This window comes from Uliginosibacterium aquaticum, from assembly GCF_012972705.2.
Taxonomy (GTDB): Bacteria; Pseudomonadota; Gammaproteobacteria; order Burkholderiales; family Rhodocyclaceae; genus Uliginosibacterium; species Uliginosibacterium aquaticum.
This window is the reverse complement of record NZ_JABCSC020000001.1, coordinates 498340-523969: the sequence shown is the minus strand read 5'-3', so window position 1 is coordinate 523969 and position 25630 is coordinate 498340. Positions and strand designations below refer to the sequence as shown.

Sequence of the window (25630 nt, the reverse complement as noted above, 5' to 3'; positions counted from 1 at the left end):
CAGCCTCAGTTCTTGAACGGGAATTTGAACGCCACGAGAAGCGCACGCGCCTCTTCGTCCGTCTTGGCGGTCGTGGTAATGCTGATGTTCATGCCGCGAAGTGCGTCGATCTTGTCGTACTCGATCTCGGGGAAAATAATCTGCTCTTTCACGCCGAGATTGTAGTTGCCACGACCATCGAAACCCTTTCCGACAATGCCACGGAAGTCACGAATACGAGGCATAGCCACAGTAATCAGACGATCCAGGAATTCGAACATGCGCGGACCACGCAGGGTAACCATGCAGCCAATCGGATAACCATCACGAATCTTGAAACCCGCGATCGACTTTTTAGCCTTGGTCACCACCGGACGCTGACCAGCAATCTTGGTCATATCACCCACAGCGTGATCCAGAACCTTCTTGTCGCCCACAGCTTCACCCACACCCATATTCAGAGTGATCTTGGTGATGCGCGGCACTTCCATGATGGACTTGTAGCCAAAGCGCTGACCCAACTGAGCCACCACTTCAGACTTATAGAATTCTTGAAGACGAGCCATGACAGTTCCTTACGCTCCGACCACAGCACCGCTGGACTTGAAGACACGAAGCTTCTTACCATCTTCGATCTTAAAGCCAACACGGTCAGCCTTTTGCGTCGCCGGATTAAACAGCGCCACATTGGAAATTTGGATCGGCATCTCTTTTTCGACAATACCGCCAACCTGACCCTTCACCGGATTCGGCTTGGTGTGCTTCTTGACGCGATTCACACCCTCAACCAACACCCGCTCAGCATCTACGCAACGCACCACAGTGCCGCGCTTGCCCTTGTCTTTGCCCGCCAGGACGATAACTTCGTCCCCTTTGCGAATCTTGTTCATCTTCGCTCCTTAGAGGACCTCAGGGGCCAGCGAAACAATCTTCATGAAACGCTCGGTGCGCAACTCACGCGTCACCGGCCCGAAAATACGCGTACCGATCGGTTCGAGCTTGGCGTTCAGCAGCACAGCCGCATTCTTGTCAAACTTAATCAGCGAACCATCATTGCGACGAACACCCTTGGCGGTACGCACCACCACGGCGTTATAGACGTCACCCTTCTTCACGCGGCCACGCGGGGCTGCGTCCTTGATACTCACCTTGATGATGTCGCCAACGCCGGCATAGCGGCGCTTGGAACCACCCAACACCTTGATGCACATAACTGCGCGCGCACCCGTGTTGTCGGCGACGTCAAGAATCGTCTGCATTTGGATCATTTTTTTACTCCATCCAACTTGAACACCAAAGGCACTCAGTCTTGGATCCCGTCCGGGAAAAAGGCCCTGCGGTTAGCAGGAAGTCGAGCCAAGCATTCTAGCTTAGCTCGAGATCTTGATGCAAGTGTTTTGCGTAAAAAACTTGAATTAGCCTTGGGCTTTTTCAAGCACTCGCGTCACACGCCATGCTTTAGTCTTGGAAATCGGAGCGCACTCCTCAATCTCAACCAGGTCGCCTTCGGCAGCCACGTCGTTAGCAACGTCAGCATGATACTTTTTGGATTGCACCATCACCTTGCCATAGAGCGGATGCTTGACGCGACGCTCGACCAAAACGGTCACGGTCTTGTTCATCTTGTCGCTCACGACACGGCCGCTCAGCGTACGGCGCACTACTTGTTTCTGCTCACTCATTACGCCACCGCCTTTTCACGCAGGATTGTACGAACGCGAGCGATATCGCGACGCACACGTCCCAGCTGGGACGTGTTGTTCAGCTGCTGCGTAGCGATCTGCATGCGCAGGGAGAACTGCTCCTTGAGCAGCGCGATCAGCTCATCCTGAAGCTCGGTAGCGCCCTTGGAGCGCAACTCATTGGCTTTCATTCTTCTTACCCCACAAGCCGCGTCACAAACGCGGTCTCAATCGGAAGCTTGGCAGCTGCCAGGCGGAAAGCTTCGCGAGCCAGAGTCTCGTCCACACCATCCATCTCGTACAGCACCTTACCCGGTTGAATCTCGGCAACCCAGTACTCCGGATTACCCTTACCGTTACCCATACGAACTTCGGCAGGCTTCTTGGAGATGGGTTTGTCCGGGAAAATACGGATCCAGATACGGCCGCCACGCTTGATGTGACGGGTCATGGCACGACGAGCAGACTCGATTTGACGAGCCGTCAGTCGACCACGGCCGATGGCCTTCAGGCCGTACTCGCCGAAGCTGACTTTGGCGCCACGGGTAGCAACACCCGTGTTGCGACCCTTCTGCTCCTTACGGTACTTCCTTCTATTCGGCTGCAGCATCGCTAGCTCCTGCGTTCTTCACAGCGCCTGTCTTGCGCGCAGCGGGACGACGGGCTGCCGGCTTGGCATCACCTTCGTTACGTGCGGGACGACGGGCCTTGCGACCTTCATTTTCATTGGCTTCAACGACGGCTGGCTGTTCGCCCTTGCCAACCATTTCACCCTTGTAAACCCAGACCTTGATACCGATAATGCCGTAGGTCGTACTGGCTTCAGAGAAACCATAATCGATATCGGCACGCAGGGTATGCAGCGGCACGCGACCTTCGCGATACCACTCGGTACGGGCGATTTCGGCGCCGTTCAGACGACCCGAGCTCATGATCTTGATGCCTTGAGCACCCAGACGCATGGCGTTTTGCATCGCACGCTTCATGGCGCGACGGAACATGATGCGCTTTTCGAGCTGCTGGGCAATCGAATCAGCAATCAGCTGAGCATCCGTCTCGGGCTTGCGGATCTCTTCGATATTGACGTGCACCGGCACGCCCATGATCTTCTGCAGATCAGCCTTCAGCTGCTCGATGTCCTCACCCTTCTTGCCGATCACAACACCCGGACGGGCGCTGTAAACGGTGATGCGGGCATTCTTTGCCGGACGCTCGATCAACACACGACCAACAGAGGCGTGCGCCAGCTTCTTCTTCAGATGTTCACGAACCTTGATGTCTTCGTGAAGCATCGTCGCGAAACTCTTGCTGTTGGCGAACCAGCGAGAGCTCCAGTTCCGGGTTACCGCAAGGCGGAAACCGGTCGGGTGGATTTTCTGTCCCATGTGCTCCCCTTATTCCCCAACAGACAGGTAGATGTGGCAGGTCTGCTTCTCGATGCGGTTACCACGACCCTTTGCACGGGCAGTGAAACGCTTGAGGGACATACCCTTTTCCACGTGAATCGTCGTGACCTTCAGCGAATCGATGTCAGCGCCATCATTGTGCTCGGCGTTCGCAATCGCGGACTCGAGCACCTTCTTGATGATGCCAGCACCCTTCTTCGGGCAGAAAGTCAGAATGTTCAGCGCTTGATCCACCGGCTTGCCGCGAACCAGATCAGCCACAAGGCGGCCCTTCTGAGCGGAGAGGCGGACACCGCGCAAACTTGCATTGGTTTCCATGATCCCCCCTTACCTCTTAGCCTTCTTGCTGGCGGCGTGACCCTTGAAGGTACGCGTCAGCGCGAACTCGCCAAGTTTGTGACCAACCATGTTTTCAGTCACAAACACCGGAATGTGTTGCTTGCCGTTATGCACCGCGATGGTCAGACCGATGAACTCGGGCAGGATCGTCGAGCGACGCGACCAGGTCTTGATCGGACGCTTGTCGGTGGAATTCGCTGCAGCTTCAACCTTCTTGATCAGATGGTCGTCTACAAACGGCCCTTTTTTAATGGAACGTGCCATGACTACCTCTTATCGCTTGTGACGACGCTGAACGATCATGCTGTCAGTACGCTTGTTATTACGCGTACGATAGCCCTTGGCAGGAGTGCCCCACGGGCTGACAGGCACGCGACCTTCGCCGGTCTTGCCTTCACCACCACCGTGCGGGTGATCCACCGGGTTCATCGCCGTACCGCGAACGGTCGGACGAATACCACGCCAACGCTGAGCACCAGCCTTACCGATCTTGCGCAGGTTGTTCTCTTCGTTACCCACTTCGCCGATTGTCGCGCGACACTCGATGTGCACGCGGCGGATTTCACCGGAACGCAGGCGCAGCTGAGCATAGATACCTTCGCGAGCCAACAGCTGAACCGAAGTACCAGCGGCGCGAGCCAGTTGAGCCCCCTTGCCAGGCAGCATTTCAACGCAGTGGATCGTGCTACCAACCGGGATGTTGCGAATCGGCAGAGTGTTACCCGCCTTGATCGGAGCCTCGGAGCCGCTCAGGATTTCCTGACCAACCACCAAGCCCTTCGGGGCGATGATGTAACGACGCTCGCCATCTGCATAACACAGCAAAGCGATATTGGCAGTACGGTTCGGGTCGTATTCAATACGCTCAACCTTGGCCGGAATGCCGTCCTTGTTGCGCTTGAAGTCAACCAAACGATAGTGCTGCTTGTGACCGCCGCCCTGATGACGAACAGTAACGCGACCATTGTTATTGCGACCGGCGTTCTTCGACTGGCTTTCCACCAGGCTAGCCAACGGCTTGCCCTTGTGAAGACCAGGATTCACCACCTTAACCAGACCGCGGCGACCCGCAGAGGTGGGTTTGACCTTGACCAACATTATGCGGCCCCTCCCTCAACGAAATTGATCTCCTGGCCCGGCTTCAGGCAGACAAACGCCTTCTTCCAGCCCTTGCGCTGACCGATCGAACGGCCAAAGCGCTTTACCTTACCCTTAACGTTCAGGACCTGTACGGAATCCACCTGAACCTTAAAGAGCAGCTCAACAGCGGCCTTGATTTCCGGCTTGGTGGCATCCGATGCCACACGAAAAACCACTTGCTCGTGCTTTTCAGCAACCGCAGTCGCCTTCTCGGAAATCTGCGGGGCGAGCAGCACCTGCAGGAGTCGTTCCTGGCTATAGCTCATTGCCACATCTCCTCGATCTTGGCGACCGCAGCGCGCGTCACGATAACGCGCGGATAGCGCACCAGCGACACCGGGTCAGCTTCGTGAGCTTCGAGCACCAGCACGTTATGCAAGTTGCGCGAAGACAGCCACAGGTTTTCATCGATTTCGTCAGTGATGACCAGCGCAGACTCAGCACCAAAGCCCTTGAGCTTCTGGGCCAGCAGGCGCGTCTTGGGAGCATCAACAGAGAAGCTCTCAACCACCACCAAACGATCTTCGCGAACCAGTTGCGACAGGATCGATGCGATACCTGCGCGAAACTGCTTGCGATTCACTTTCTGAGTAAAGTTTTCATCCGGGCGATTCGGGAAAATCCGACCACCACCACGCCACAACGGCGAGGACGACATACCGGCACGAGCATTACCCGTACCCTTTTGCTTAAAAGGCTTATGCGTGGTGTGCTTAACCTCACCACGATCCTTTTGAGCGCGATTGCCAGAACGGGCATTCGCTTGATAGGCCACAACCAGCTGATGCACTAGCGCTTCGTTGTATTCGCGGGCAAACACCGCGTCCGAAGCCTGCACCGTAGCGGAGGCCTGGCCCTGATCATTAACCAGCTTGAGTTCCATGACGCCCCCGATCAGTTAGCCTTGACAGCCGGACGCACAATCACGTCTCCGCCATCATGCCCCGGAACTGCGCCCTTGATGAGCAGCAGACCACGCTCGACATCCACACGCACCACTTCCAGATTCTGGACGGTCGACTTAGCCGCACCCAGATGACCAGCCATGCGCTTACCCGGAAAAACGCGACCCGGATCTTGCGCCATACCGATCGAACCAGGAGCGTTGTGGCTGACTGAGTTACCGTGCGACGCACGCTGGGAGCTGAAGTTGTGACGCTTGATGGCGCCAGCAAAACCCTTACCAATGGAAGTGCCGACAACATCGACCTTTTGGCCCACAGCAAAGATTTCAACGCTGATCACATCACCCGCCTTGTAGCTGGCAATCTGCTCAGCGGAAAGGCGGAATTCGCGCATAACGCTACCCGCCTCAACACCCGCTTTGGCCATATGGCCAGCGAGCGCCTTGGTTACGCGGCTTGCGCGGCGCTCACCAAAGGCAACCTGAATAGCGGAATAACCATCCACCTCAGGGGTCTTGATCTGGGTCACGCGATTGTTCGACACGTCAAGCACAGTCACCGGAACGGAAGCGCCGTCCTCAGCAAAAATGCGAGTCATGCCGACCTTGCGACCGACAAGGCCTAGACTCATGTTTTTTCTCCTATGACCCGGTTTCGATTGACCGGATCGCAATTGGTACTGCAATGAAAACTCACGCGCCCACTTGAACGCGAAGCGCGGGAGTTTAACTCAGAACAGATCGACTACGCAAGCAGCAGTGTTATTGCAGCTTGATTTCAACATCCACGCCAGCCGGCAGATCCAGCTTCATCAGCGCGTCAACCGTCTTGTCGGTCGGGTCGATGATATCCATCAGACGCAGATGAGTACGGATTTCGAACTGGTCCCGCGAAGACTTGTTCACGTGCGGCGAGCGCAGGATGTCAAAGCGCTCGATCTTGGTCGGCATGGGAACCGGGCCACGAACCACAGCGCCAGTGCGCTTGGCGGTTTCAACAATTTCCTGAGCGGACTGATCGATCAGGCGATAGTCAAATGCCTTCAGACGGATGCGGATTTTCTGATTTGCCATGATGTTTCCAAAAGAGCGGTAAAGAGCACAAAGAACAAACGGCGCGCCACTCAGGCGCGCCGCTCAAACATGAATTACTCGATGATCTTGGCGACGACGCCGGCGCCAACGGTACGGCCACCTTCGCGGATAGCGAAGCGCAGACCCTCTTCCATGGCGATCGGAGCAATCAGCTTCACGGTCATCTGGATGTTGTCACCCGGCATCACCATTTCCACACCTTCCGGCAGGGAGATTGCGCCCGTCACGTCGGTGGTACGGAAGTAGAACTGCGGACGGTAGTTGTTGAAGAACGGAGTGTGACGACCACCCTCGTCCTTCGACAGCACGTACACTTCGCCCGTGAAGTGGGTGTGCGGCTTGATCGAACCCGGCTTGCACAGCACTTGGCCGCGCTCGACGTCTTCACGCTTGGTGCCACGCAGCAGCACGCCCACGTTGTCGCCCGCCTGACCCTGATCCAGCAGCTTGCGGAACATTTCCACGCCGGTACAGGTAGTCTTGACGGTGTCCTTGATGCCGACGATTTCGATTTCTTCGCCAACCTTGACGATGCCGCGCTCAACGCGACCGGTCACCACGGTGCCACGACCCGAGATCGAGAACACGTCTTCGATCGGCATCAGGAAGGGCTTGTCGATGGCGCGCTCAGGCGTCGGGATGTAGCTGTCCAGTGCGTCAGCCAGGGCCATAATGGCGCCCTCGCCCAAATCACCCTTGTCGCCTTCCAGCGCCTTCAGGGCGGAACCCTTGACGATAGGCACGTCGTCGCCCGGGAAGTCGTACTTGGAAAGCAGCTCGCGCACTTCCATTTCGACCAGCTCCAGCAGCTCGGCGTCATCCACCATGTCGCACTTGTTCAGGAACACGATGATGTAAGGCACACCCACCTGACGGGCCAGCAGGATGTGCTCGCGGGTCTGGGGCATGGGACCGTCAGCGGCGGAACACACCAGGATCGCGCCGTCCATTTGCGCAGCACCGGTAATCATGTTCTTCACGTAGTCAGCGTGACCCGGGCAATCCACATGGGCGTAGTGACGGTTCGCGGTTTCGTACTCGACGTGAGCGGTATTAATCGTAATACCACGCGCCTTTTCTTCCGGCGCCGCGTCGATCTGGTCGTAGGCCTTGGCCGAACCACCGAACTTCGAGGCCAGCACGGTAGTGATGGCTGCAGTCAGCGTGGTCTTGCCGTGGTCAACGTGACCAATCGTGCCGACGTTCACGTGCGGCTTCGTACGTTCAAACTTTTCCTTTGCCATTTCTAGCTCCTTCGATCTTGAATTGGATGGGATTACTTCTTGTTGATGATGGCGTCAGCGACGTTCTTCGGCGCTTCGGTGTAGTGCTTGAACTCCATGGAGTACGTAGCACGACCCTGCGACAGCGAACGCATCGTGGTTGAGTAGCCAAACATTTCAGCCAGCGGCACTTCAGCCTTGATCGCCTTGATCTGGCCAGGCAGGTCTTCCATGCCCAGCACGATGCCGCGACGACCCGAAAGATCGCCCATGATGTTGCCCATGAAGTCTTCCGGCGTTTCCACCTCAACAGCCATCATCGGCTCGAGAATCACCGGACTGGCGCGACGGCAACCTTCCTTGAAGGCCATCGAAGCCGCCATCTTGAAGGCGTTTTCGTTCGAGTCCACATCGTGGTAGGAACCAAAGTGCAGCGTGCACTTCACATCCACCACCGGGAAACCGGCCAGCACGCCATTCGGGATGCTGTCGATCAAGCCCTTTTCAACCGCAGGGATGAACTCGCGCGGCACAACCCCCCCCTTGATGGCATCCACGAAAGTAAAGCCCTTGCCCGGCTCGTTCGGCTCGATCTTGATCACGACGTGACCATACTGACCACGACCACCAGACTGCTTGACGAACTTGCCTTCAGCATCCTCAACAACCTTGCGGATGGTTTCGCGATAAGCCACCTGCGGTGCGCCCACGTTGGCTTCAACACCAAACTCGCGCTTCATGCGATCCACCAGAATTTCCAGGTGCAACTCGCCCATACCGGAGATGATGGTTTGGCCAGACTCTTCATCAGTACGCACGCGGAAGGACGGATCTTCCTGAGCCAGACGCCCCAGAGCGATACCCATCTTTTCCTGGTCGCCCTTGGTCTTCGGCTCAACAGCCACGTGAATCACCGGATCCGGGAACACCATGCGCTCCAGGGTCACGATGCTATCGGGCGGACACAGAGTTTCACCCGTAGTTACGGAAGACAGGCCGATGGCGGCAGCGATGTCGCCTGCACGCACTTCGTCAATCTCCTTGCGGTCATTGGCGTGCATCTGCACCAGACGGCCGATACGCTCCTTCTTGCCCTTGATCGGGTTATACACGGAGTCGCCCGACTTCAGCACGCCGGAGTACACACGAATGAAGGTCAGCTGACCCACATACTTATCGGTCATCAGCTTGAATGCCAAGGCCGAGAACTTTTCGTCATCAGCGGCCCGACGCTCGGTTTCCTTGTCATCTTCATCCAAACCCTTGACCGGAGGGATATCCACCGGCGAAGGCATGAATTCAATGACAGCATCCAGCATGCGCTGCACGCCCTTGTTCTTGAACGCAGTACCACACAGCATCGGCTGGATCTCACAGGCGATGGTGCGATCACGCAAACCCTTGATGATTTCTTCTTCAGACAGATCACCTGCCTCAAGATACTTATCCATCATGGACTCAGACGACTCGGCAGCAGCCTCAACCATCTTCTCGCGCCACTCGGCAGCCGTATCAGCCATATCAGCCGGAATCTCTTCGTAGCTGAACTTGGTGCCCTGGCTGGCCTCATCCCAGATGATCGCTTTCATCTTGATCAGGTCGATCACGCCGGTGAAGTTCTCTTCAGCACCGATCGGCAACACAACCGGAACCGGATTAGCGCTCAGGCGGGTACGCAGCTGGTCGTACACCTTGAAGAAGTTGGCGCCGGTGCGGTCCATCTTGTTAACGAACGACAGACGCGGAACCTTGTACTTGTTGGCCTGACGCCACACGGTTTCAGACTGGGGCTGAACACCACCCACAGCACAATAAACCATGCAAGCACCATCCAGCACACGCATGGAGCGCTCGACTTCAATCGTGAAGTCAACGTGCCCCGGGGTGTCGATAATGTTGATGCGGTGATCGGCAAAATTGCCGGCCATACCCTTCCAGAAACAGGTGGTGGCAGCAGAGGTGATGGTGATACCACGCTCCTGCTCCTGCTCCATCCAGTCCATGGTGGCTGCGCCATCATGCACTTCGCCGATCTTGTGATTAACACCGGTGTAGAAAAGGATACGCTCGGTGGTGGTGGTCTTGCCGGCGTCGATGTGTGCCGAGATACCGATATTGCGATATCTCTCGATGGGGGTAGTGCGTGCCACGGTTTCAGCCTCTAGTCAAATGAAGCAGGTTGAATAACAAAATCTTGCAGATGCAAACAGGCTTTCGTTAAAAGAAATCGAGCCCTTTGCAGGGCCCGACTCTTGCCTGTCACGCAATCATCAGAAGCGGAAGTGCGAGAACGCCTTGTTGGCATCAGCCATACGGTGCACTTCGTCACGCTTCTTCATGGCGGCGCCACGGCCTTCAGAGGCCTCAAGCAGCTCGCCGGCCAGACGCTGAGCCATGGTCTTCTCGGAGCGCTTGCGGGCAGCTTCACGCAGCCAGCGCATCGACAGAGCCATACGACGGCTCGGACGGACCTCAACCGGCACCTGGTAGTTTGCACCACCCACGCGACGGCTCTTCACCTCAACCACCGGCTTGACGTTGGCGATTGCAGTGGAAAAGATCTCCAGAGGGTCCTTGCTGGACTTGCTGGAGATCACAGCAAAGGCGCCATACACGATACCTTCGGCAACCGACTTCTTGCCGCTATCCATGATGACGTTGATGAACTTGGAAACATCCTGGGAGCCAAACTTCGGATCCGGCAGAATTTCACGCTTCGGTACTTCGCGACGACGGGGCATGCCTATCTCCTTTCGTCAATGATCAGGATTTTTTCGGGCGCTTGGCGCCGTACTTGGAGCGGGATTGCTTGCGATCCTTGACGCCTTGCAGGTCAAGCGAACCGCGCACGATGTGATAACGCACACCCGGCAAATCCTTCACACGACCACCGCGAATCAGCACAACCGAGTGTTCCTGCAGGTTGTGGCCTTCACCGCCGATGTAGGAAATAACCTCAAAACCGTTGGTCAGACGCACCTTGGCAACCTTACGCAGAGCCGAGTTCGGCTTCTTCGGGGTCGTGGTGTAAACACGGGTACATACGCCACGCTTCTGGGGACACGCTTCCAGAGCAGGCACCTTGCTTTTCGTCACTTGAGCCTCGCGGCCCTTGCGAACGAGTTGATTGATAGTTGGCATTACTTTTCCTCGGATCTCACCACCAGCCGGAAAATTCCGGCACGGGCCGCGATCAAACAATACAGGGCCGGCTGCGATTGGCCGGCCCATCCCAAGACGCGGGAGTCTATACGACTCCCGCAAACTCCGTCAAGCAACGTCGGGCGATTCGCCTTCAGCCACCGCGGCAATTTCCTCCGGCGAAGCAAACAAGGCATTTGCAGCATCCAGACCCGGAGTCTGATTGCGGCGGTTGCGGTGGTAAGCCAGGCCGGTACCAGCCGGGATCAAGCGGCCGACAATGACGTTTTCCTTCAGGCCGCGCAGATCATCCTTCTTGCCCATGATCGCCGCTTCGGTCAGCACACGGGTGGTTTCCTGGAAGGAAGCCGCCGAGATGAACGAATCGGTAGACAGCGAAGCCTTGGTGATACCCAGCAGCATGTATTCGTAGCTGGCAGGCAGCTTGCCTTCGGCAATGAGCTTGTCGTTTTCGTCCAGCACCTCGGAACGCTCGACTTGCTCTTCGCGGATGAAACGACTCTCTGCCGGCTCGCTCACGATCACGCGGCGCAGCATCTGGCGAACGATCACCTCAATGTGCTTGTCGTTGATCTTCACACCTTGCAGTCGATACACATCCTGCACTTCGTCGATGATGTAGCGGGCCAGCGCCTCCACGCCCTGGAGACGCAGGATGTCGTGCGGATCAGCCGGGCCATCGACGATCAACTCGCCGCGCTGCACCACCTGACCATCGTGCACCAGCACATGCTTGTCCTTCGGAATCAGCGACTCATGCACCGTGCCATCCGGCTCGGTAATCACCAGGCGCTGCTTGCCCTTGGTGTCCTTTCCGAAGGACAGGGTGCCCGTCACTTCGGCCAACACACCAGCGTCCTTCGGCGCACGGGCTTCAAACAGCTCAGCAACGCGCGGCAGACCACCGGTAATGTCACGGGTCTTGGCAGACTCTTGCGGAATCTTGGCCAGCACGTCACCCACCGACACCTGCTGACCATCCTTCACCGTGATAAGCGAGCCGACCTGGAAGGTGATGGTCACCGCATGATCAGTGCCGGCGATCTTCACTTCTTCGCCAGAATCGTTGATCAGCTTGACCTGCGGGCGCACGCCCTTGGTGCTGGCACTGCGGCGCTTCGCGTCAATGACGACCAGGGTCGACAGACCGGTCACTTCATCGATCTGCTTGGCTACCGTGGCGCCTTCTTCGACGTTCTCGAACTTGATCGTTCCCGAGTACTCGGTGATGATCGGACGGGTGTGCGGATCCCACACGGCCAGCTGGACGCCGGCCTTGACGGTCTGACCGTCATCAACCAGCAGCGTGCCACCGTAGGTGAGCTTGTGACGCTCACGCTCGCGCCCTGCATCATCGGCCACCACGACTTCAGCCGAACGCGAGATAACAATCTTCTCGCCCTTGGCATTGGTGACGTAGCGCATGTTGCCAGCGAAACGCACGATACCCGCCGACTTGGCTTCAACCGAACTTGCAACAGCAGCTCGCGATGCGGCACCACCCACGTGGAAGGTACGCATGGTCAGCTGGGTGCCCGGCTCACCGATCGACTGAGCAGCGATCACACCCACCGCTTCACCGACGTTCACCAGATTGCCACGACCGAGGTCGCGGCCGTAACACTTGGCGCACAAACCGTAGCGGGTTTCGCAGGTCAGCGGAGCGCGCACGCGCACTTCGTCAATCCCCAGCGCATCAATCAGGTCACACGCATCTTCGTCCAGCAGCGAACCGGCGTAGATGACGGTTTCCTGGCTTTCCGGGCTGACCACATCATCGGCAGCCACGCGGCCAAGAATGCGCTCACGCAACGGCTCAACCACTTCACCGCCTTCGATCATGGCCTTCATCACGAAACCGTTAGTGGTTTCGCAATCGTCCTCGGTCACGACCAGATCCTGGGTCACATCGACCAGACGACGTGTCAGATAGCCTGAGTTAGCCGTCTTCAACGCGGTATCCGCGAGGCCCTTACGTGCGCCGTGGGTCGAGATGAAGTACTGCAGAACGTTCAGACCTTCACGGAAGTTCGTGGTGATCGGCGTCTCGATGATGGAGCCATCCGGCTTGGCCATCAGGCCACGCATGCCGGCGAGCTGACGAATCTGCGCGGCAGAACCGCGCGCGCCGGAGTCGGCCATCATGTAAATCGAGTTGAAGGACTCCTGCTTGGTGTTGTTGCCCTCGCGGTCAACCACCGGCTCCTTGCCCAGGTGATCCATCATGGCCTTGGCCACCTGGTCACCCGTGCGGCCCCAGATATCCACAACCTTGTTATAGCGCTCACCGTCAGTCACCAGACCGGACGAATACTGCTGGGCGATTTCCTTCACTTCAGCTTCAGCGGCGCCGATGATGGTTTCCTTTTCGGCGGGGACAAGCATGTCCTTCACCGCAATGGAAATACCAGCACGCGTGGCCAGACGGAAACCGAACTGCATCAGCTTGTCGGCGAAGATCACCGTTTCGCGCAGGCCGCAGCGGCGGAAGGAGGTGTTGATCAGGCGCGAAATTTCTTTCTTCTTCAGCGCCTTGTCGATCACCGAGAACGGCAGGCCTGCCGGCAGGATTTCGGACAATAGGGAGCGGCCAGCCGTGGTGTGGTAGCGCTTGACCGTTTCGGTCTTGTTGCCATCAGCATCCACTTCCACTTCGCGAATACGCACGGTGATCTTCGCGTGCAGCGAGATCTGACCGGATTCGTAGGCGCGCTTGACTTCCGACACGTCGGTAAACAGCATGCCTTCGCCAGCGCTATTCACGCCGGCACGAGTGGCGTAATACAGGCCCAGCACCACGTCTTGCGACGGAACGATGATCGGCTCGCCGTTGGCGGGCGACAGCACGTTGTTGGAGGCCAGCATCAGGGTGCGGCATTCCATCTGTGCTTCGAGCGACAGCGGCACGTGAACGGCCATCTGGTCACCGTCGAAGTCGGCGTTAAAGGCAGCACAAACCAGCGGATGCAACTGGATAGCCTTGCCTTCGATCAGGGTCGGTTCGAAAGCCTGGATACCAAGGCGGTGCAGGGTCGGTGCGCGGTTGAGCATCACCGGATGTTCGCGGATCACCTCTTCGAGGATGTCCCACACCACAGGTTCTTGCGACTCAACCAGCTTCTTGGCCTGCTTGATGGTCGTGGCCAGCCCCATCAGTTCCAGCTTGTTGAAGATGAAGGGCTTGAACAGTTCCAGCGCCATCAACTTCGGCAGGCCACACTGGTGCAACTTGAGCTGCGGGCCCACGGTAATCACGGAACGACCGGAGTAGTCCACGCGCTTACCGAGCAGGTTCTGACGGAAACGACCGCCCTTACCCTTGATCATGTCGGCCAGCGACTTCAGCGGACGCTTGTTGGCGCCCGTCATGGCCTTGCCCCGGCGGCCGTTGTCGAGCAGCGAGTCAACAGCTTCCTGCAGCATGCGCTTTTCGTTGCGCACGATGATTTCAGGCGCCTTCAGCTCGAGCAGACGCTTCAGACGGTTGTTCCGGTTGATGACGCGGCGATACAGATCGTTCAGATCGGAGGTCGCAAAGCGGCCACCATCCAGCGGCACCAGCGGACGCAGGTCCGGCGGCAGCACCGGCAACACTTCCATGATCATCCAGTCCGGCTTGATGCCAGATTGGGTAAAGGCCTCCAGCACCTTCAGGCGCTTGACGATCTTCTTGATCTTGGCTTCCGAGCCAGTGGTTTCCAGCTCCGAACGCAGACGCTCGATTTCCTTGTGGATATCGATGTTACGCAGCAGACCACGGATACCTTCGGCGCCCATCACCGCCACAAATTCATCGCCGTACTCTTCGGTCTTGGCGATGAAGTCGTCTTCGGTCAGCAGCTGGCCGCGGGTCAGCGGGGTCATGCCCGGCTCGACCACCACGAAGGCTTCGAAGTACAGCACGCGTTCGATATCGCGCAGGGTCATGTCGAGCACCATGCCGAGACGGCTCGGCAGGCTCTTCAGGAACCAGATGTGCGCCACCACCGAGGCCAGCTCGATGTGGCCCATGCGCTCACGACGCACCTTGGAGAGGGTGACTTCAACGCCACACTTCTCACAGATCACGCCACGGTGCTTGAGGCGCTTGTACTTGCCGCACAGGCACTCATAGTCCTTGACCGGGCCGAAGATCTTGGCGCAGAACAGACCATCGCGCTCCGGCTTGAAGGTACGGTAGTTGATGGTCTCGGGCTTCTTGACTTCACCGTAAGACCAGGAGCGGATCTTGTCTGGCGAAGCGAGTCCGATGGTAATCGCATCGAACTCTTCTTCGTTCGGCAGGCTTTGCTTGAACAGGTCAGCGAGCAGGCTTTTCATCTATCTTTACTCCATTCCAGTCGCGGTTCAGTAACGCTCGAGGTCGATGTCGATCGCCAGCGAACGGATTTCCTTCACCAGCACGTTGAAGGATTCCGGCATGCCGGCATCAATCTTGTGCTCGCCCTTGACGATGTTTTCGTAGACCTTGGTACGGCCGGTCACGTCATCGGACTTCACCGTCAGCATTTCCTGCAGGGTGTAAGCCGCGCCATAGGCTTCCAGTGCCCACACTTCCATTTCACCGAAGCGCTGACCACCGAACTGCGCCTTACCACCCAGCGGCTGCTGAGTCACGAGCGAGTACGGGCCGGTCGAACGGGCGTGCATCTTGTCATCAACCAAGTGATGCAACTTCAGCACATGCTTGTAGCCGACAGTGACCTTGCGCTCGAAGGATTCGCCCGTGCGGCCATCGAACAGCGACACCTGGCCGCCAGCATCCATGCCAGCCAGCTTGAGCATGCCCACGATGTCTTCTTCGGTCGCACCGTCGAACACCGGCGTTGCGAAGGGCACGCCCTTGCGCAGATTACCGGCCAGATCGAAGACTTCTTCGTCCTTGAGGCCCTTGATGTCTTCAGCCTTGCCACTGCTGTTGTAAATCTCTTCGAGCAGGGCGCGCACTTCCTTGGCTGTCGCTTCGGCACGCAGCATGGCGCTGATCTTGTCGCCCAAGCCCTTGGCAGCCCAGCCCAAGTGGGTTTCAAGAATCTGACCGATGTTCATCCGTGACGGCACGCCCAGCGGGTTCAGCACGATATCAACCGGTAGACCGTTTTCCATGTAGGGCATGTCTTCGACCGGCAGGATCTTGGAAACCACACCCTTGTTACCGTGACGACCAGCCATCTTGTCGCCCGGCTGCAGGCGGCGCTTCACAGCCAGATAGACCTTGACCATCTTCTGCACGCCCGGGGGCAGTTCATCGCCCTGGGTCAGCTTCTTGCGCTTGGCTTCGAACGCGAGATCGAAATCCTTGCGGGTCTTTTCCAGACCTTCGCGCAGTTGTTCCAGCTGGACGGCCACGGCGTCGTCGGCCATGCGGATGTCAAACCAGTTGTACTGCTCGAGGGTTTCCAGATAGGCCTTGTCGATCTTGGTACCCTTGGCAAGCTTCTTCGGACCGCCATTGGCGGCCTGGCCAATGATCAGGCGCTCGATACGCTCAAAGGTATCGCGTTCCACGATACGCATCTGGTCAGCCAGATCGAGACGGAAGCTCTTCAGCATGTCGTCGATGATGGACTGGGCGCGCTTGTCGCGCTCGATGCCTTCGCGGGTGAAGACCTGCACGTCGATGACGGTGCCGTTCATGCCCGAGGGCACGCGCAGCGAGGTGTCCTTCACATCAGACGCCTTCTCGCCGAAGATGGCGCGCAGCAGCTTCTCTTCCGGCGTCAGCTGGGTCTCGCCCTTCGGCGTGACCTTGCCGACCAGCACGTCACCGGCTTCGACTTCGGCGCCGATATACACGATGCCGGACTCATCCAGACGACCCAGTTGGGCTTCGCCCAGCGACGCGATGTCGCGGGTGATGTCCTCAGGCCCCAGCTTGGTGTCACGCGCCACGACGGTCAGCTCTTCGATGTGGATCGAAGTGAAGCGGTCGTCCGCCACCACGCGTTCGGAGATCAGGATCGAGTCTTCGAAGTTGTAGCCGTTCCAGGTCATGAAGGCGACCAGCATGTTCTGACCCAGAGCGAGTTCGCCCAGGTCGGTCGATGCGCCGTCAGCAATCACGTCACCCTTGGCCAGACGATCACCGATCTTCACGATCGGGCGCTGGTTGATGTTGGTGTTCTGGTTCGAGCGGGTGTACTTGATCAGGTTGTAGATATCGACACCGACTTCGCCCGGCACGGTTTCGTCGTCATTGACGCGAATCACCACGCGATTGGCATCGATGTAATCCACCACGCCGCCACGCAGGGCCTGCACGGTCGTGCCCGAGTCGACCGCCACGGTGCGCTCGATGCCGGTGCCGACCAGCGGCTTTTCCGGACGCAGGCAAGGCACCGCCTGACGTTGCATGTTCGCACCCATCAAGGCGCGGTTCGCATCGTCATGCTCAAGGAACGGGATCAGCGAAGCTGCGACCGACACGATCTGCGACGGCGACACGTCCATGTACTGGACCTGCCCCGGCTCGACCAGCATGGCTTCACCCTTGTAGCGGGCAGAGACCAGATCACCTTGCAGGCTGCCATCGTCACCCATCTGGGCGTTGGCCTGGGCAATGATGTACTGACCTTCTTCGATGGCCGACAGGTAATCGATCTGGTCGGTCACCTTGTTGTCGATCACGCGACGATACGGCGTCTCGAGGAAGCCGTGGCGGTTCGTCGTGCCGTATACAGCCAACGAGTTGATCAGGCCGATGTTCGGACCTTCAGGTGTTTCGATCGGGCACACACGACCATAGTGGGTCGGGTGCACGTCGCGCACTTCAAAGCCGGCACGCTCACGCGTCAGACCGCCCGGGCCAAGAGCCGACACGCGACGCTTGTGGGTGATTTCTGACAGCGGATTGGTCTGGTCCATGAACTGCGACAACTGGGACGAGCCAAAGAACTCCTTGATCGCGGCCGAAATCGGCTTGGCATTGATCAGGTCGTGCGGCATCAGGTTGTCGCTCTCGGCCTGGCCGAGGCGTTCCTTGACAGCGCGCTCGACGCGCACCAGACCGGCACGGAACTGGTTTTCGGCCAGCTCGCCCACGCAACGCACACGGCGGTTACCAAGGTGATCGATATCGTCGATTTCGCCACGGCCGTTACGCAACTCAAGCAACACGCCGATCACGGCCATGATGTCGTCGTTGGCCAGAACGCCAGAGCCCTCTTCGCCTTGCGGGCCGACGCGCTCATAGAAGCGCTTGAGCCATTCCGGCGACTTGTCGTCCATTTTTTCCGGATAGGCACGACGATTGAACTTCATACGGCCCACAGCCGACAGGTCGTAACGGTCTTCGGAATAGAACAGGCTATTGAAGAGGGACTCGACGGCGTCTTCGGTGGGCGGCTCGCCCGGGCGCATCATGCGATAGATGGCCACGCGTGCTTGCCACTGGTCGAGGGTTTCATCCGAGCGCAAAGTCTGCGAGATGTAACCACCACGGTCCAGATCGTTGATGTAGAGGGTCTTGAAGCCCTTTACGCCGGCAGTGGACAACTTCGCCAGCAGGTCTTCGGTCAGCTCATCGTTGGCACGCGCCAGCACTTCGCCGGTCTCAGGGTCAGCGACGTCATGTGCCAAAGCGCGGCCCAGCAGGAAATCTTCCGGCACCGCAACCGAGGTCACGCCAGCCGTGGCAATGTCACGCACATGCTTGGCATTGATGCGCTTGTCCTTGCCGACAATCAGATTGCCCTTGGGGTCGAAAATGTCAAAGCGGGCCACTTCGCCACGCAGGCGCTCGGGCAGCACTTCGAAACGGATCTCTTCTCCGGCCAGTTCGAAAGACTCGAAATCGTGGAAGGTGGAGAGGATTTCCTCGTTGTTCATCCCGATCGCCTTGAGCAGGATGGTGACCGGCATCTTGCGACGACGGTCAACGCGGAAGAACAGGAAGTCCTTAGGGTCGAACTCGAAGTCCAACCAGGAACCGCGGTACGGAATGATACGCGCGGAGAACAGCAGCTTGCCCGAGCTGTGAGTCTTGCCACGGTCGTGCTCGAAGAACACGCCAGGGGAACGGTGAAGCTGCGACACGATGACACGCTCGGTGCCATTAATGACGAAAGAACCGGTCGTGGTCATGAGCGGAATTTCGCCCATATACACTTCCTGCTCCTTCACTTCCTTGATGGTTTCCTTGGACGCTTCACGATCAAGAATCACCAGACGCACGCGAGCACGCAAAGGCGAAGCGAAGGTCAGGCCGCGCTGCTGGCACTCCTTCACATCGAATGCAGGCTCACCGAGAATGTAGTGAACGAATTCGAGGCGCGCATTACCTGAATGCGAGCTGATCGGAAAAATGGAAGTGAAGGCGGCTTGAAGGCCTTCGTTGCGCCGTTCCTCTACAAGCAGATCGGTCTGCAGGAACGAAGTATAGGATTCCAATTGGGTGGCCAAAAGGAAGGGCACATCCAGAACAGCTGCGCGCTTGGCAAAGCTCTTGCGAATGCGTTTTTTCTCGGTGTAGGAGTACGCCATGGAAGCTCCGGGTCAAGAGTCCAACAACAGAGGACACAAGAAAACGGATTAAATCACCCGCTGTCTTCTGGCCTCTGCAGGCCGGCACCGTACCGTTTTCACGGTGATGCCACAAAACGACAAAAGGGTTGGCGGCCGTGGCCACCAACCCTGCTTGCGAAAAGCGAGATTACTTGATCTCGACCTTTGCGCCAGCTTCTTCCAGCTGCTTCTTCAGAGCTTCTGCATCAGCCTTGGCAATGCCTTCCTTGACGGGCTTCGGAGCACCATCAACGAGGTCCTTGGCTTCCTTCAGGCCCAGGCCGGTCACGGCGCGGACAACCTTAATGACTTCAACCTTCTTGTCGCCGGCGCCAGCCAGGATGACGGTGAACTCGGTCTGCTCTTCAACAGCTGCAGCTGCAGCGCCACCAGCGGCCGGAGCGGCCATAGCAGCGGCAGACACGCCGAACTTCTCTTCAACAGCCTTCACCAGGTCGTTGAGTTCCATCACGGACATGGTGTCGAGGGCCGCCAGGAATGCGTCTTTATCGAATGCCATTTTGATTTCCTAAATTTGAAAGTGATTGATTTGATTCAGCTTGCAGTTAAGCAGCGGCTTCGGCTTCAGCGGCAACAGCAGGGCCACCCTTTTGCTCGGCAACAGCGGCGAGAACGCGCGCGAAGCCAGAGATCGGGGCCTGCATGACGCCCAGCAGTTGTGCCAGCAGCACTTCGCGGCTCGGGATCGAGGCCAGCGCTTGCACGCCCGCCTTATCCAGCACCTTGCCACCGTACGAACCTGCACGCAGAACCAACTTGTCGTTGGTCTTAGCGAAGTCGCTCAGCACACGCGCCGGGGCAACCGCGTCCACACCGATCGAATAGATCAGCGGGCCGGTCATCTGATCGGCGAGGCCAGCAAACGCAGTGTCAGCCACCGCGCGCTTTGCCAGGGTGTTCTTCAGCACACGCAGGTAAACGCCCTGTTCGCGGGCCTTGGCACGCAGCACGGTGAGGTGTCCCACCTCAATGCCACGGTACTCGGCAACCACGATCGTTTGAGCGTTCGCAACCTGTGCAGACACCTCGGCTACTACAGCCTTCTTGTCATCAAGATTGAGACTCAAGGTCAGCTCCTTACTCAAAAGAATGTCGCGGATCTCTCCGCACATCCAACCACGGCGACCTCAAATTCAGGGACTGCTTCTTGCGAAACAGCCTGGATCCTGTTTTCGGGCAACGCCATCTGCGCTGGGTGGAATGAATCCTGATTAAGCTTTCACCGGATGGCGAAAACCCCAACGGTCTTTGACAACCCCGCCGCCACTACCCAGCCGCGGGCCCAAAGTTCAAAAGGGGAAGCCCTTGCGGACCCCCCCATCCATCTGTCTTATTGCGCGTTGAGCGTCGTCGGCTCAATGCGGACACCCGCACCCTGGGTCGAAGACAGCGCAACCTTCTTCAGGTACACACCCTTCGACGAAGCGGGCTTGGCTTTGACCAGAGCGCCAACCAGTGCATTCAAGTTTTGCTGCAGAGCCTCGACGGAGAAGGAAGCACGGCCGATGGTGGCGTGAATAATGCCGGCCTTGTCGGTACGGTACTGCACCTGACCAGCCTTAGCGTTCTTCACCGCAGTGGTCACGTCCATGGTCACGGTCCCCACCTTCGGGTTAGGCATCAAACCACGCGGGCCAAGAATCTGGCCCAGAGCGCCCACAACACGCATGGCGTCGGGCGTGGCGATACACAGATCGAAATCGATGTTGCCGGCCTTGACCTGCTCAGCCAGATCGTCGAAGCCGACGATATCGGCGCCAGCGGCCTTGGCTTCTTCAGCCTTGGGGCCTTGGCAGAACACAGCCACGCGAACGCTCTTGCCAGTACCAGCAGGTAGCACAACCGAACCACGCACAACTTGGTCAGACTTCTTGGCGTCGACGCCAAGGTTTACAGACACATCAACCGATTCGTCGAACTTGGCGGTCGCATTCTGCTTCACCAGGTTCAGAGCTTCATCAGCCGCGTAGAGCTTGTTGCGATCGACAGAAGAACGCAGCGCATTCAGTCGCTTGGAAATCTTTGCCATGTCACACACCCTCCGTGGTGATGCCCATGCTGCGGGCGGAGCCGGCGATGGTGCGAACGGCTGCGTCGAGGTCGGCAGCAGTCAGATCCTTCATCTTGGTCTTGGCGATTTCTTCCAGCTGGGCACGCGTCACCTTGCCAACCTTGTCGGTATGCGGCTTGGCGGAACCCTTCTGGACGCCGGCGGCCTTCTTGATCAGCACGGTTGCCGGCGGGGTCTTCATGATGAACGTGAAAGACTTGTCCGCGAAGGCGGTAATCACGACCGGAATCGGCAGGCCCGGCTCCATACCCTGAGTCTGCGCATTGAAAGCCTTGCAGAACTCCATGATGTTCAGGCCGCGCTGACCGAGAGCGGGACCAATGGGGGGCGAGGGATTAGCCTTGCCCGCCGGCACTTGCAGCTTGATATAGCCGACGATTTTCTTTGCCATGATGGCTCCTTGAAATGAGTGTTAGCGCATGCGCTTGCGCGCCCTGCTCCTCGAACCGAAGATTTGAAAGGGCGCTCCGGCTACGCCCACAACCTAATCAGGTCTTCTCAACCTGACTGAATTCAAGCTCCACCGGCGTAGCGCGACCAAAAATAGTCACAGACACATGCAGACGGCTCTTTTCGTAGTTCACGCTCTCCACCGAACCATTGAAATCGGTGAAAGGGCCTTCCTTGACGCGCACGAACTCACCCACCTCAAAGAGAATCTTGGGCTTCGGCTTCTCGACCCCTTCTTGCATCTGATGCAGGATTTTGTCGACTTCCTTCTCGGAGATCGGCGTGGGCTTGTTAGCAGTACCGCCAACAAAACCAGTCACCTTGGGAGTACTCTTGACCAAGTGCCAAGAGTCATCATCCATATCCATCTCAACAAGAACATAGCCAGGGAAGAATTTGCGCTCAGTCACGCTCTTCTGGCCGCCCTTCATTTCAACCACTTCCTCGACCGGAACCAGAATCTGGCCGAACTTGTCCTGCATGCCGGAACGCGCAACGCGCTCAACCAGAGCGCGCTGAACCGACTTTTCGAAACCAGAATAGGCGTGGACGACGTACCAGCGTTTGTTCATCAATTCCACCCCAGGAGTGCACCAATCAATTTGCCAACCACGAGGTCAACCACCCACAGCACAACCGCCATCACAACCACAAACGCGAACACAGCGCCGGTGGTCTGCACGGTCTCCTTGCGAGTCGGCCAGACAACTTTCTTGGCTTCCACGATGGCTTCACCACCAAAGGCCGCCAAACGCTGGCCCGGCTCAGTAAACCAACCCACCGCCACACCAGCAGCCAAGCCACCCAGCACGCTCAGCACACGGAAGAACACTGGCTGACCGGCGAGCAGGTAATAACCAGTCAGGCCCGCAACCAGCAAGAGCAGCGCGAGCACAAACTTCAGTTTATCCGCCATGGGGAAATTGCCTTTGCATTGAAATGGCAGGGGCAGAGGGTCTCGAACCCCCAACCTTCGGTTTTGGAGACCGACGCTCTGCCAATTGAGCTATGCCCCTGCAGCAGAGACTACAAAAGCGCCCCGAAACACGGTTCCGAGGCGCCTTTCAAACCCGGAAAACCGGGCTCGGATCGATTACTCGATGATCTTGGCGACGACGCCGGCGCCAACGGTACGGCCACCTTCGCGGATAGCGAAGCGCAGACCTTCTTCCATGGCGATCGGAGCAATCAGCTTCACGGTCATCTGGATGTTGTCACCCGGCATCACCATTTCCACACCTTCCGGCAGGGAGATTGCGCCCGTCACGTCGGTGGTACGGAAGTAGAACTGCGGACGGTAGTTGTTGAAGAACGGAGTGTGACGACCACCCTCATCCTTCGACAGCACGTACACTTCGCCCGTGAAGTGGGTGTGCGGCTTGATCGAACCCGGCTTGCACAGCACTTGGCCGCGCTCGACGTCTTCACGCTTGGTGCCACGCAGCAGCACGCCCACGTTGTCGCCTGCCTGACCCTGATCCAGCAGCTTGCGGAACATTTCCACGCCGGTACAGGTGGTCTTGACGGTGTCCTTGATGCCGACGATTTCGATTTCTTCGCCGACCTTGACGATGCCGCGCTCAACGCGACCGGTCACCACGGTGCCACGACCTGAGATCGAGAACACGTCTTCGATCGGCATCAGGAAGGGCTTGTCGATGGCGCGCTCAGGCGTCGGGATGTAGCTGTCCAGTGCGTCAGCCAGGGCCATGATGGCGCCCTCGCCCAGATCACCCTTGTCGCCTTCCAGCGCCTTCAAGGCGGAACCCTTGACGATAGGCACGTCGTCGCCCGGGAAGTCGTACTTGGAAAGCAGCTCGCGCACTTCCATTTCGACCAGTTCCAGCAGCTCGGCGTCATCCACCATGTCGCACTTGTTCAGGAACACGATGATGTAAGGCACACCCACCTGACGGGCCAGCAGGATGTGCTCGCGGGTCTGGGGCATGGGACCGTCAGCGGCGGAACACACCAGGATCGCGCCGTCCATTTGCGCAGCACCGGTAATCATGTTCTTCACGTAGTCAGCGTGACCCGGGCAATCCACATGGGCGTAGTGACGGTTCGCGGTTTCGTACTCGACGTGAGCGGTATTAATCGTAATACCACGCGCCTTTTCTTCCGGCGCCGCGTCGATCTGGTCGTAGGCCTTGGCCGAACCACCGAACTTCGAGGCCAGCACGGTAGTGATGGCTGCAGTCAGCGTGGTCTTGCCGTGGTCAACGTGACCAATCGTGCCGACGTTCACGTGCGGCTTCGTACGTTCAAACTTTTCCTTAGCCATGATCTACCCCAATACCGAGCAAAGCGTTAAGAACAAAAGGATGGTGCCCTTGACGTGGATTGAACACGTGGCCTCTCCCTTACCAAGGGAGTGCTCTACCACTGAGCTACAAGGGCACTGCAAAACTACAAAAACTGGAGCGGGTGAAGGGAATCGAACCCTCGTCTTAAGCTTGGAAGGCTTCAGCTCTACCATTGAGCTACACCCGCCCAACAAACGAATCACATCATTTGACTCGCCCATCACCCATCGCATGACAGACTTCATCACACAACTTGAATCTGGTGGAGGAGGTTGGATTCGAACCAACGTAGGCGTAAGCCAACAGATTTACAGTCTGCCCCCTTTAGCCACTCGGGCACCCCTCCGGAGAGGTCGAGACTATAGAGAACCGATTCAGGCAAGTCAAGCACTTCTTGCGAACAATTCCCTACTCTTTGTTGCGCTTGCTGATTCAGGCTTACGGCTACAGTCGTTTTTCCAAGATCAACCCAGGGAAACTGACAATGCCGACCCACATCGTGAAGGCGCTGGCAGCCCAGGCCGCCGGCCTGATCCTGGTCTATTCACTAGGCCAAAACGGCTGGCTTCCGGCTCTGCCTGCGATCGGCCTCGCACTACTGCAAGGCGTGCTGGCTGCAAGCGCAGCGCTGTTACTCAGCTCACCACGCTGGTGGCTGCCAATTCATTTTCTTTTCTGCCCCGCCTTGGTTCTAGCCTCTGCATCAGGCCTGCCTACCTGGCTATATGGGGCCACCTTTCTTGCCCTGTGCCTGATCTACTGGAGCAGCTTCCGCACGCAAGTCCCCCTATTCCTATCCAATCGCATCACCGTACATCGACTGGCTGCAAGCCTCCCCTCTAGCGATAGCCTGAAGGTCCTGGATGCTGGCAGTGGCACAGGCTCCTTTGTGCGCCATCTGGCCCGACTGCGGCCGAACTGGAAAATCCGTGGCCTGGAATCAGCACCAGCTCCCCTGTGGCTATCGCGCTGGCTTGCGCGCAAAACACCGGCTGCGCAGTTGCAGCGTGGCGACATATGGGCCCACCCCTTCGGCGAGTACGACTTGGTTTACGCCTTTCTTTCGCCCGTACCAATGCCCGCGCTTTGGCGCAAAGCGCGCAAGGAGATGAAGGCAGGCAGCCTGCTGGTCAGCAACAGCTTTGCCATCCCGGACGTCAAACCAGAGTCCATCATCAAGATCGACGATCGGCGCCAAACCCGCCTCTACTGCTACCGGATTCCAGGGACAAAGCCCACAAAGCCCTGATCAGGCGGAAGAAATGGTCGCTGCTTGGCGCTTCGAGCTAGACATCCGGCGGGCATGATCCAGACTGATTAAACCTGCGCCTTAAGCAGGCTATGGAGAAG

General features: G+C 57.9%; 28 protein-coding genes and 4 tRNA genes. 1 reads left to right on the top strand and 31 read right to left on the bottom strand.

The window, feature by feature from the left end; genetic code table 11:
- Nucleotides 1-5 precede the first annotated feature (5 nt).
- The 31 genes from rplE to HJ583_RS02275 form a co-directional block, all read right to left on the bottom strand.
- Nucleotides 6-545 carry a 50S ribosomal protein L5 gene (rplE, locus tag HJ583_RS02425; protein ID WP_101941760.1) on the bottom strand — a complete coding sequence of 180 codons (540 nt, stop codon included), beginning with the start codon at nucleotides 543-545 and terminating at the stop codon, nucleotides 6-8.
- Nucleotides 546-554: 9 nt separating this feature from the next.
- Nucleotides 555-869, bottom strand: coding sequence for a 50S ribosomal protein L24 (gene rplX, locus HJ583_RS02420; RefSeq protein ID WP_170020170.1), 315 nt, complete (start codon nucleotides 867-869; stop codon nucleotides 555-557).
- Between the two features lie 9 nt (nucleotides 870-878).
- Complete coding sequence (gene rplN, locus HJ583_RS02415; protein ID WP_101941762.1) at nucleotides 879-1247, bottom strand: 50S ribosomal protein L14; 369 nt, start codon at nucleotides 1245-1247, stop codon at nucleotides 879-881.
- A gap of 147 nt (nucleotides 1248-1394) precedes the next feature.
- A complete protein-coding gene (rpsQ, locus tag HJ583_RS02410; protein WP_170020168.1) occupies nucleotides 1395-1661 on the bottom strand; it encodes a 30S ribosomal protein S17 in 267 nt (88 codons plus the stop codon).
- Nucleotides 1661-1852 (bottom strand): 50S ribosomal protein L29, encoded by a 192-nt coding sequence (gene rpmC, locus HJ583_RS02405; protein WP_101941764.1) that lies wholly within the window; start codon nucleotides 1850-1852, stop codon nucleotides 1661-1663. Before rpmC ends, rpsQ begins: the two co-directional genes overlap by 1 nt.
- 5 nt (nucleotides 1853-1857) lie before the next feature.
- Nucleotides 1858-2271, bottom strand: coding sequence for a 50S ribosomal protein L16 (gene rplP, locus HJ583_RS02400; protein ID WP_095524569.1), 414 nt, complete (start codon nucleotides 2269-2271; stop codon nucleotides 1858-1860).
- Nucleotides 2255-3046: a 30S ribosomal protein S3 gene (rpsC, locus tag HJ583_RS02395; RefSeq protein ID WP_101941765.1), complete on the bottom strand. Its 792-nt coding sequence runs from the start codon at nucleotides 3044-3046 to the stop codon at nucleotides 2255-2257. Before rpsC ends, rplP begins: the two co-directional genes overlap by 17 nt.
- Nucleotides 3047-3055: 9 nt before the next feature.
- Nucleotides 3056-3385, bottom strand: coding sequence for a 50S ribosomal protein L22 (rplV, locus tag HJ583_RS02390; protein ID WP_101941766.1), 330 nt, complete (start codon nucleotides 3383-3385; stop codon nucleotides 3056-3058).
- A gap of 9 nt (nucleotides 3386-3394) precedes the next feature.
- The gene (gene rpsS, locus HJ583_RS02385; protein WP_101941767.1) at nucleotides 3395-3670 is read right to left on the bottom strand and encodes a 30S ribosomal protein S19; all 276 of its coding nucleotides are present in this window, start codon (nucleotides 3668-3670) and stop codon (nucleotides 3395-3397) included.
- 9 nt (nucleotides 3671-3679) lie between these two features.
- Nucleotides 3680-4507 (bottom strand): 50S ribosomal protein L2, encoded by an 828-nt coding sequence (gene rplB, locus HJ583_RS02380; protein WP_101941768.1) that lies wholly within the window; start codon nucleotides 4505-4507, stop codon nucleotides 3680-3682.
- Nucleotides 4504-4812: a 50S ribosomal protein L23 gene (rplW, locus tag HJ583_RS02375; protein WP_170020166.1), complete on the bottom strand. Its 309-nt coding sequence runs from the start codon at nucleotides 4810-4812 to the stop codon at nucleotides 4504-4506. The genes rplB and rplW overlap by 4 nt, the downstream gene beginning before the upstream one ends.
- Nucleotides 4809-5429, bottom strand: coding sequence for a 50S ribosomal protein L4 (gene rplD, locus HJ583_RS02370; RefSeq protein WP_101941770.1), 621 nt, complete (start codon nucleotides 5427-5429; stop codon nucleotides 4809-4811). Before rplD ends, rplW begins: the two co-directional genes overlap by 4 nt.
- A gap of 11 nt (nucleotides 5430-5440) precedes the next feature.
- Complete coding sequence (gene rplC / locus HJ583_RS02365) at nucleotides 5441-6082, bottom strand: 50S ribosomal protein L3 (RefSeq protein WP_101941771.1); 642 nt, start codon at nucleotides 6080-6082, stop codon at nucleotides 5441-5443.
- A gap of 130 nt (nucleotides 6083-6212) precedes the next feature.
- Nucleotides 6213-6524 carry a 30S ribosomal protein S10 gene (rpsJ, locus tag HJ583_RS02360; RefSeq protein ID WP_101941772.1) on the bottom strand — a complete coding sequence of 104 codons (312 nt, stop codon included), beginning with the start codon at nucleotides 6522-6524 and terminating at the stop codon, nucleotides 6213-6215.
- 74 nt (nucleotides 6525-6598) lie between these two features.
- Entirely contained in the window at nucleotides 6599-7789 is a 1191-nt protein-coding gene (gene tuf, locus HJ583_RS02355) for an elongation factor Tu (RefSeq protein WP_170020160.1), read from the bottom strand.
- A 32-nt stretch (nucleotides 7790-7821) separates the two neighbouring features.
- On the bottom strand, nucleotides 7822-9918 hold the full coding sequence (fusA, locus tag HJ583_RS02350; protein WP_101941774.1) for an elongation factor G: 2097 nt from the start codon (nucleotides 9916-9918) through the stop codon (nucleotides 7822-7824).
- 120 nt (nucleotides 9919-10038) lie between these two features.
- Nucleotides 10039-10509, bottom strand: a complete 471-nt coding sequence (rpsG, locus tag HJ583_RS02345; RefSeq protein ID WP_101941775.1) for a 30S ribosomal protein S7 — start codon at nucleotides 10507-10509, stop codon at nucleotides 10039-10041.
- A 22-nt stretch (nucleotides 10510-10531) separates the two neighbouring features.
- On the bottom strand, nucleotides 10532-10909 hold the full coding sequence (gene rpsL / locus HJ583_RS02340; protein WP_101941776.1) for a 30S ribosomal protein S12: 378 nt from the start codon (nucleotides 10907-10909) through the stop codon (nucleotides 10532-10534).
- 129 nt (nucleotides 10910-11038) lie between these two features.
- Complete coding sequence (rpoC, locus tag HJ583_RS02335) at nucleotides 11039-15250, bottom strand: DNA-directed RNA polymerase subunit beta' (RefSeq protein WP_101941777.1); 4212 nt, start codon at nucleotides 15248-15250, stop codon at nucleotides 11039-11041.
- 27 nt (nucleotides 15251-15277) lie between these two features.
- Nucleotides 15278-19411, bottom strand: a complete 4134-nt coding sequence (gene rpoB / locus HJ583_RS02330; RefSeq protein WP_170020164.1) for a DNA-directed RNA polymerase subunit beta — start codon at nucleotides 19409-19411, stop codon at nucleotides 15278-15280.
- 169 nt (nucleotides 19412-19580) lie between these two features.
- On the bottom strand, nucleotides 19581-19952 hold the full coding sequence (gene rplL / locus HJ583_RS02325) for a 50S ribosomal protein L7/L12 (RefSeq protein WP_101941779.1): 372 nt from the start codon (nucleotides 19950-19952) through the stop codon (nucleotides 19581-19583).
- A 46-nt stretch (nucleotides 19953-19998) separates the two neighbouring features.
- The gene (rplJ, locus tag HJ583_RS02320) at nucleotides 19999-20520 is read right to left on the bottom strand and encodes a 50S ribosomal protein L10 (RefSeq protein WP_216821689.1); all 522 of its coding nucleotides are present in this window, start codon (nucleotides 20518-20520) and stop codon (nucleotides 19999-20001) included.
- A 263-nt stretch (nucleotides 20521-20783) separates the two neighbouring features.
- Entirely contained in the window at nucleotides 20784-21482 is a 699-nt protein-coding gene (gene rplA / locus HJ583_RS02315) for a 50S ribosomal protein L1 (RefSeq protein ID WP_101941781.1), read from the bottom strand.
- Nucleotide 21483: 1 nt separating this feature from the next.
- The gene (gene rplK, locus HJ583_RS02310) at nucleotides 21484-21915 is read right to left on the bottom strand and encodes a 50S ribosomal protein L11 (RefSeq protein ID WP_101941782.1); all 432 of its coding nucleotides are present in this window, start codon (nucleotides 21913-21915) and stop codon (nucleotides 21484-21486) included.
- 97 nt (nucleotides 21916-22012) lie between these two features.
- Nucleotides 22013-22546 carry a transcription termination/antitermination protein NusG gene (gene nusG, locus HJ583_RS02305; protein WP_101941783.1) on the bottom strand — a complete coding sequence of 178 codons (534 nt, stop codon included), beginning with the start codon at nucleotides 22544-22546 and terminating at the stop codon, nucleotides 22013-22015.
- Nucleotides 22546-22890, bottom strand: a complete 345-nt coding sequence (gene secE / locus HJ583_RS02300) for a preprotein translocase subunit SecE (protein WP_170020162.1) — start codon at nucleotides 22888-22890, stop codon at nucleotides 22546-22548. Before secE ends, nusG begins: the two co-directional genes overlap by 1 nt.
- Nucleotides 22891-22914: 24 nt before the next feature.
- Nucleotides 22915-22990: transfer RNA gene (locus HJ583_RS02295), tRNA-Trp, on the bottom strand.
- A gap of 77 nt (nucleotides 22991-23067) precedes the next feature.
- Nucleotides 23068-24258: an elongation factor Tu gene (gene tuf, locus HJ583_RS02290; RefSeq protein ID WP_170020160.1), complete on the bottom strand. Its 1191-nt coding sequence runs from the start codon at nucleotides 24256-24258 to the stop codon at nucleotides 23068-23070.
- 41 nt (nucleotides 24259-24299) lie between these two features.
- A tRNA-Thr gene (locus HJ583_RS02285) sits at nucleotides 24300-24374 on the bottom strand.
- Nucleotides 24375-24393: 19 nt separating this feature from the next.
- A tRNA-Gly gene (locus HJ583_RS02280) sits at nucleotides 24394-24467 on the bottom strand.
- Between the two features lie 73 nt (nucleotides 24468-24540).
- Nucleotides 24541-24626: transfer RNA gene (locus HJ583_RS02275), tRNA-Tyr, on the bottom strand.
- A 138-nt stretch (nucleotides 24627-24764) separates the two neighbouring features.
- Here HJ583_RS02275 and HJ583_RS02270 point away from each other — a divergent pair.
- Nucleotides 24765-25529, top strand: a complete 765-nt coding sequence (locus HJ583_RS02270; protein WP_170020158.1) for a class I SAM-dependent methyltransferase — start codon at nucleotides 24765-24767, stop codon at nucleotides 25527-25529.
- Nucleotides 25530-25630: the final 101 nt, after the last annotated feature.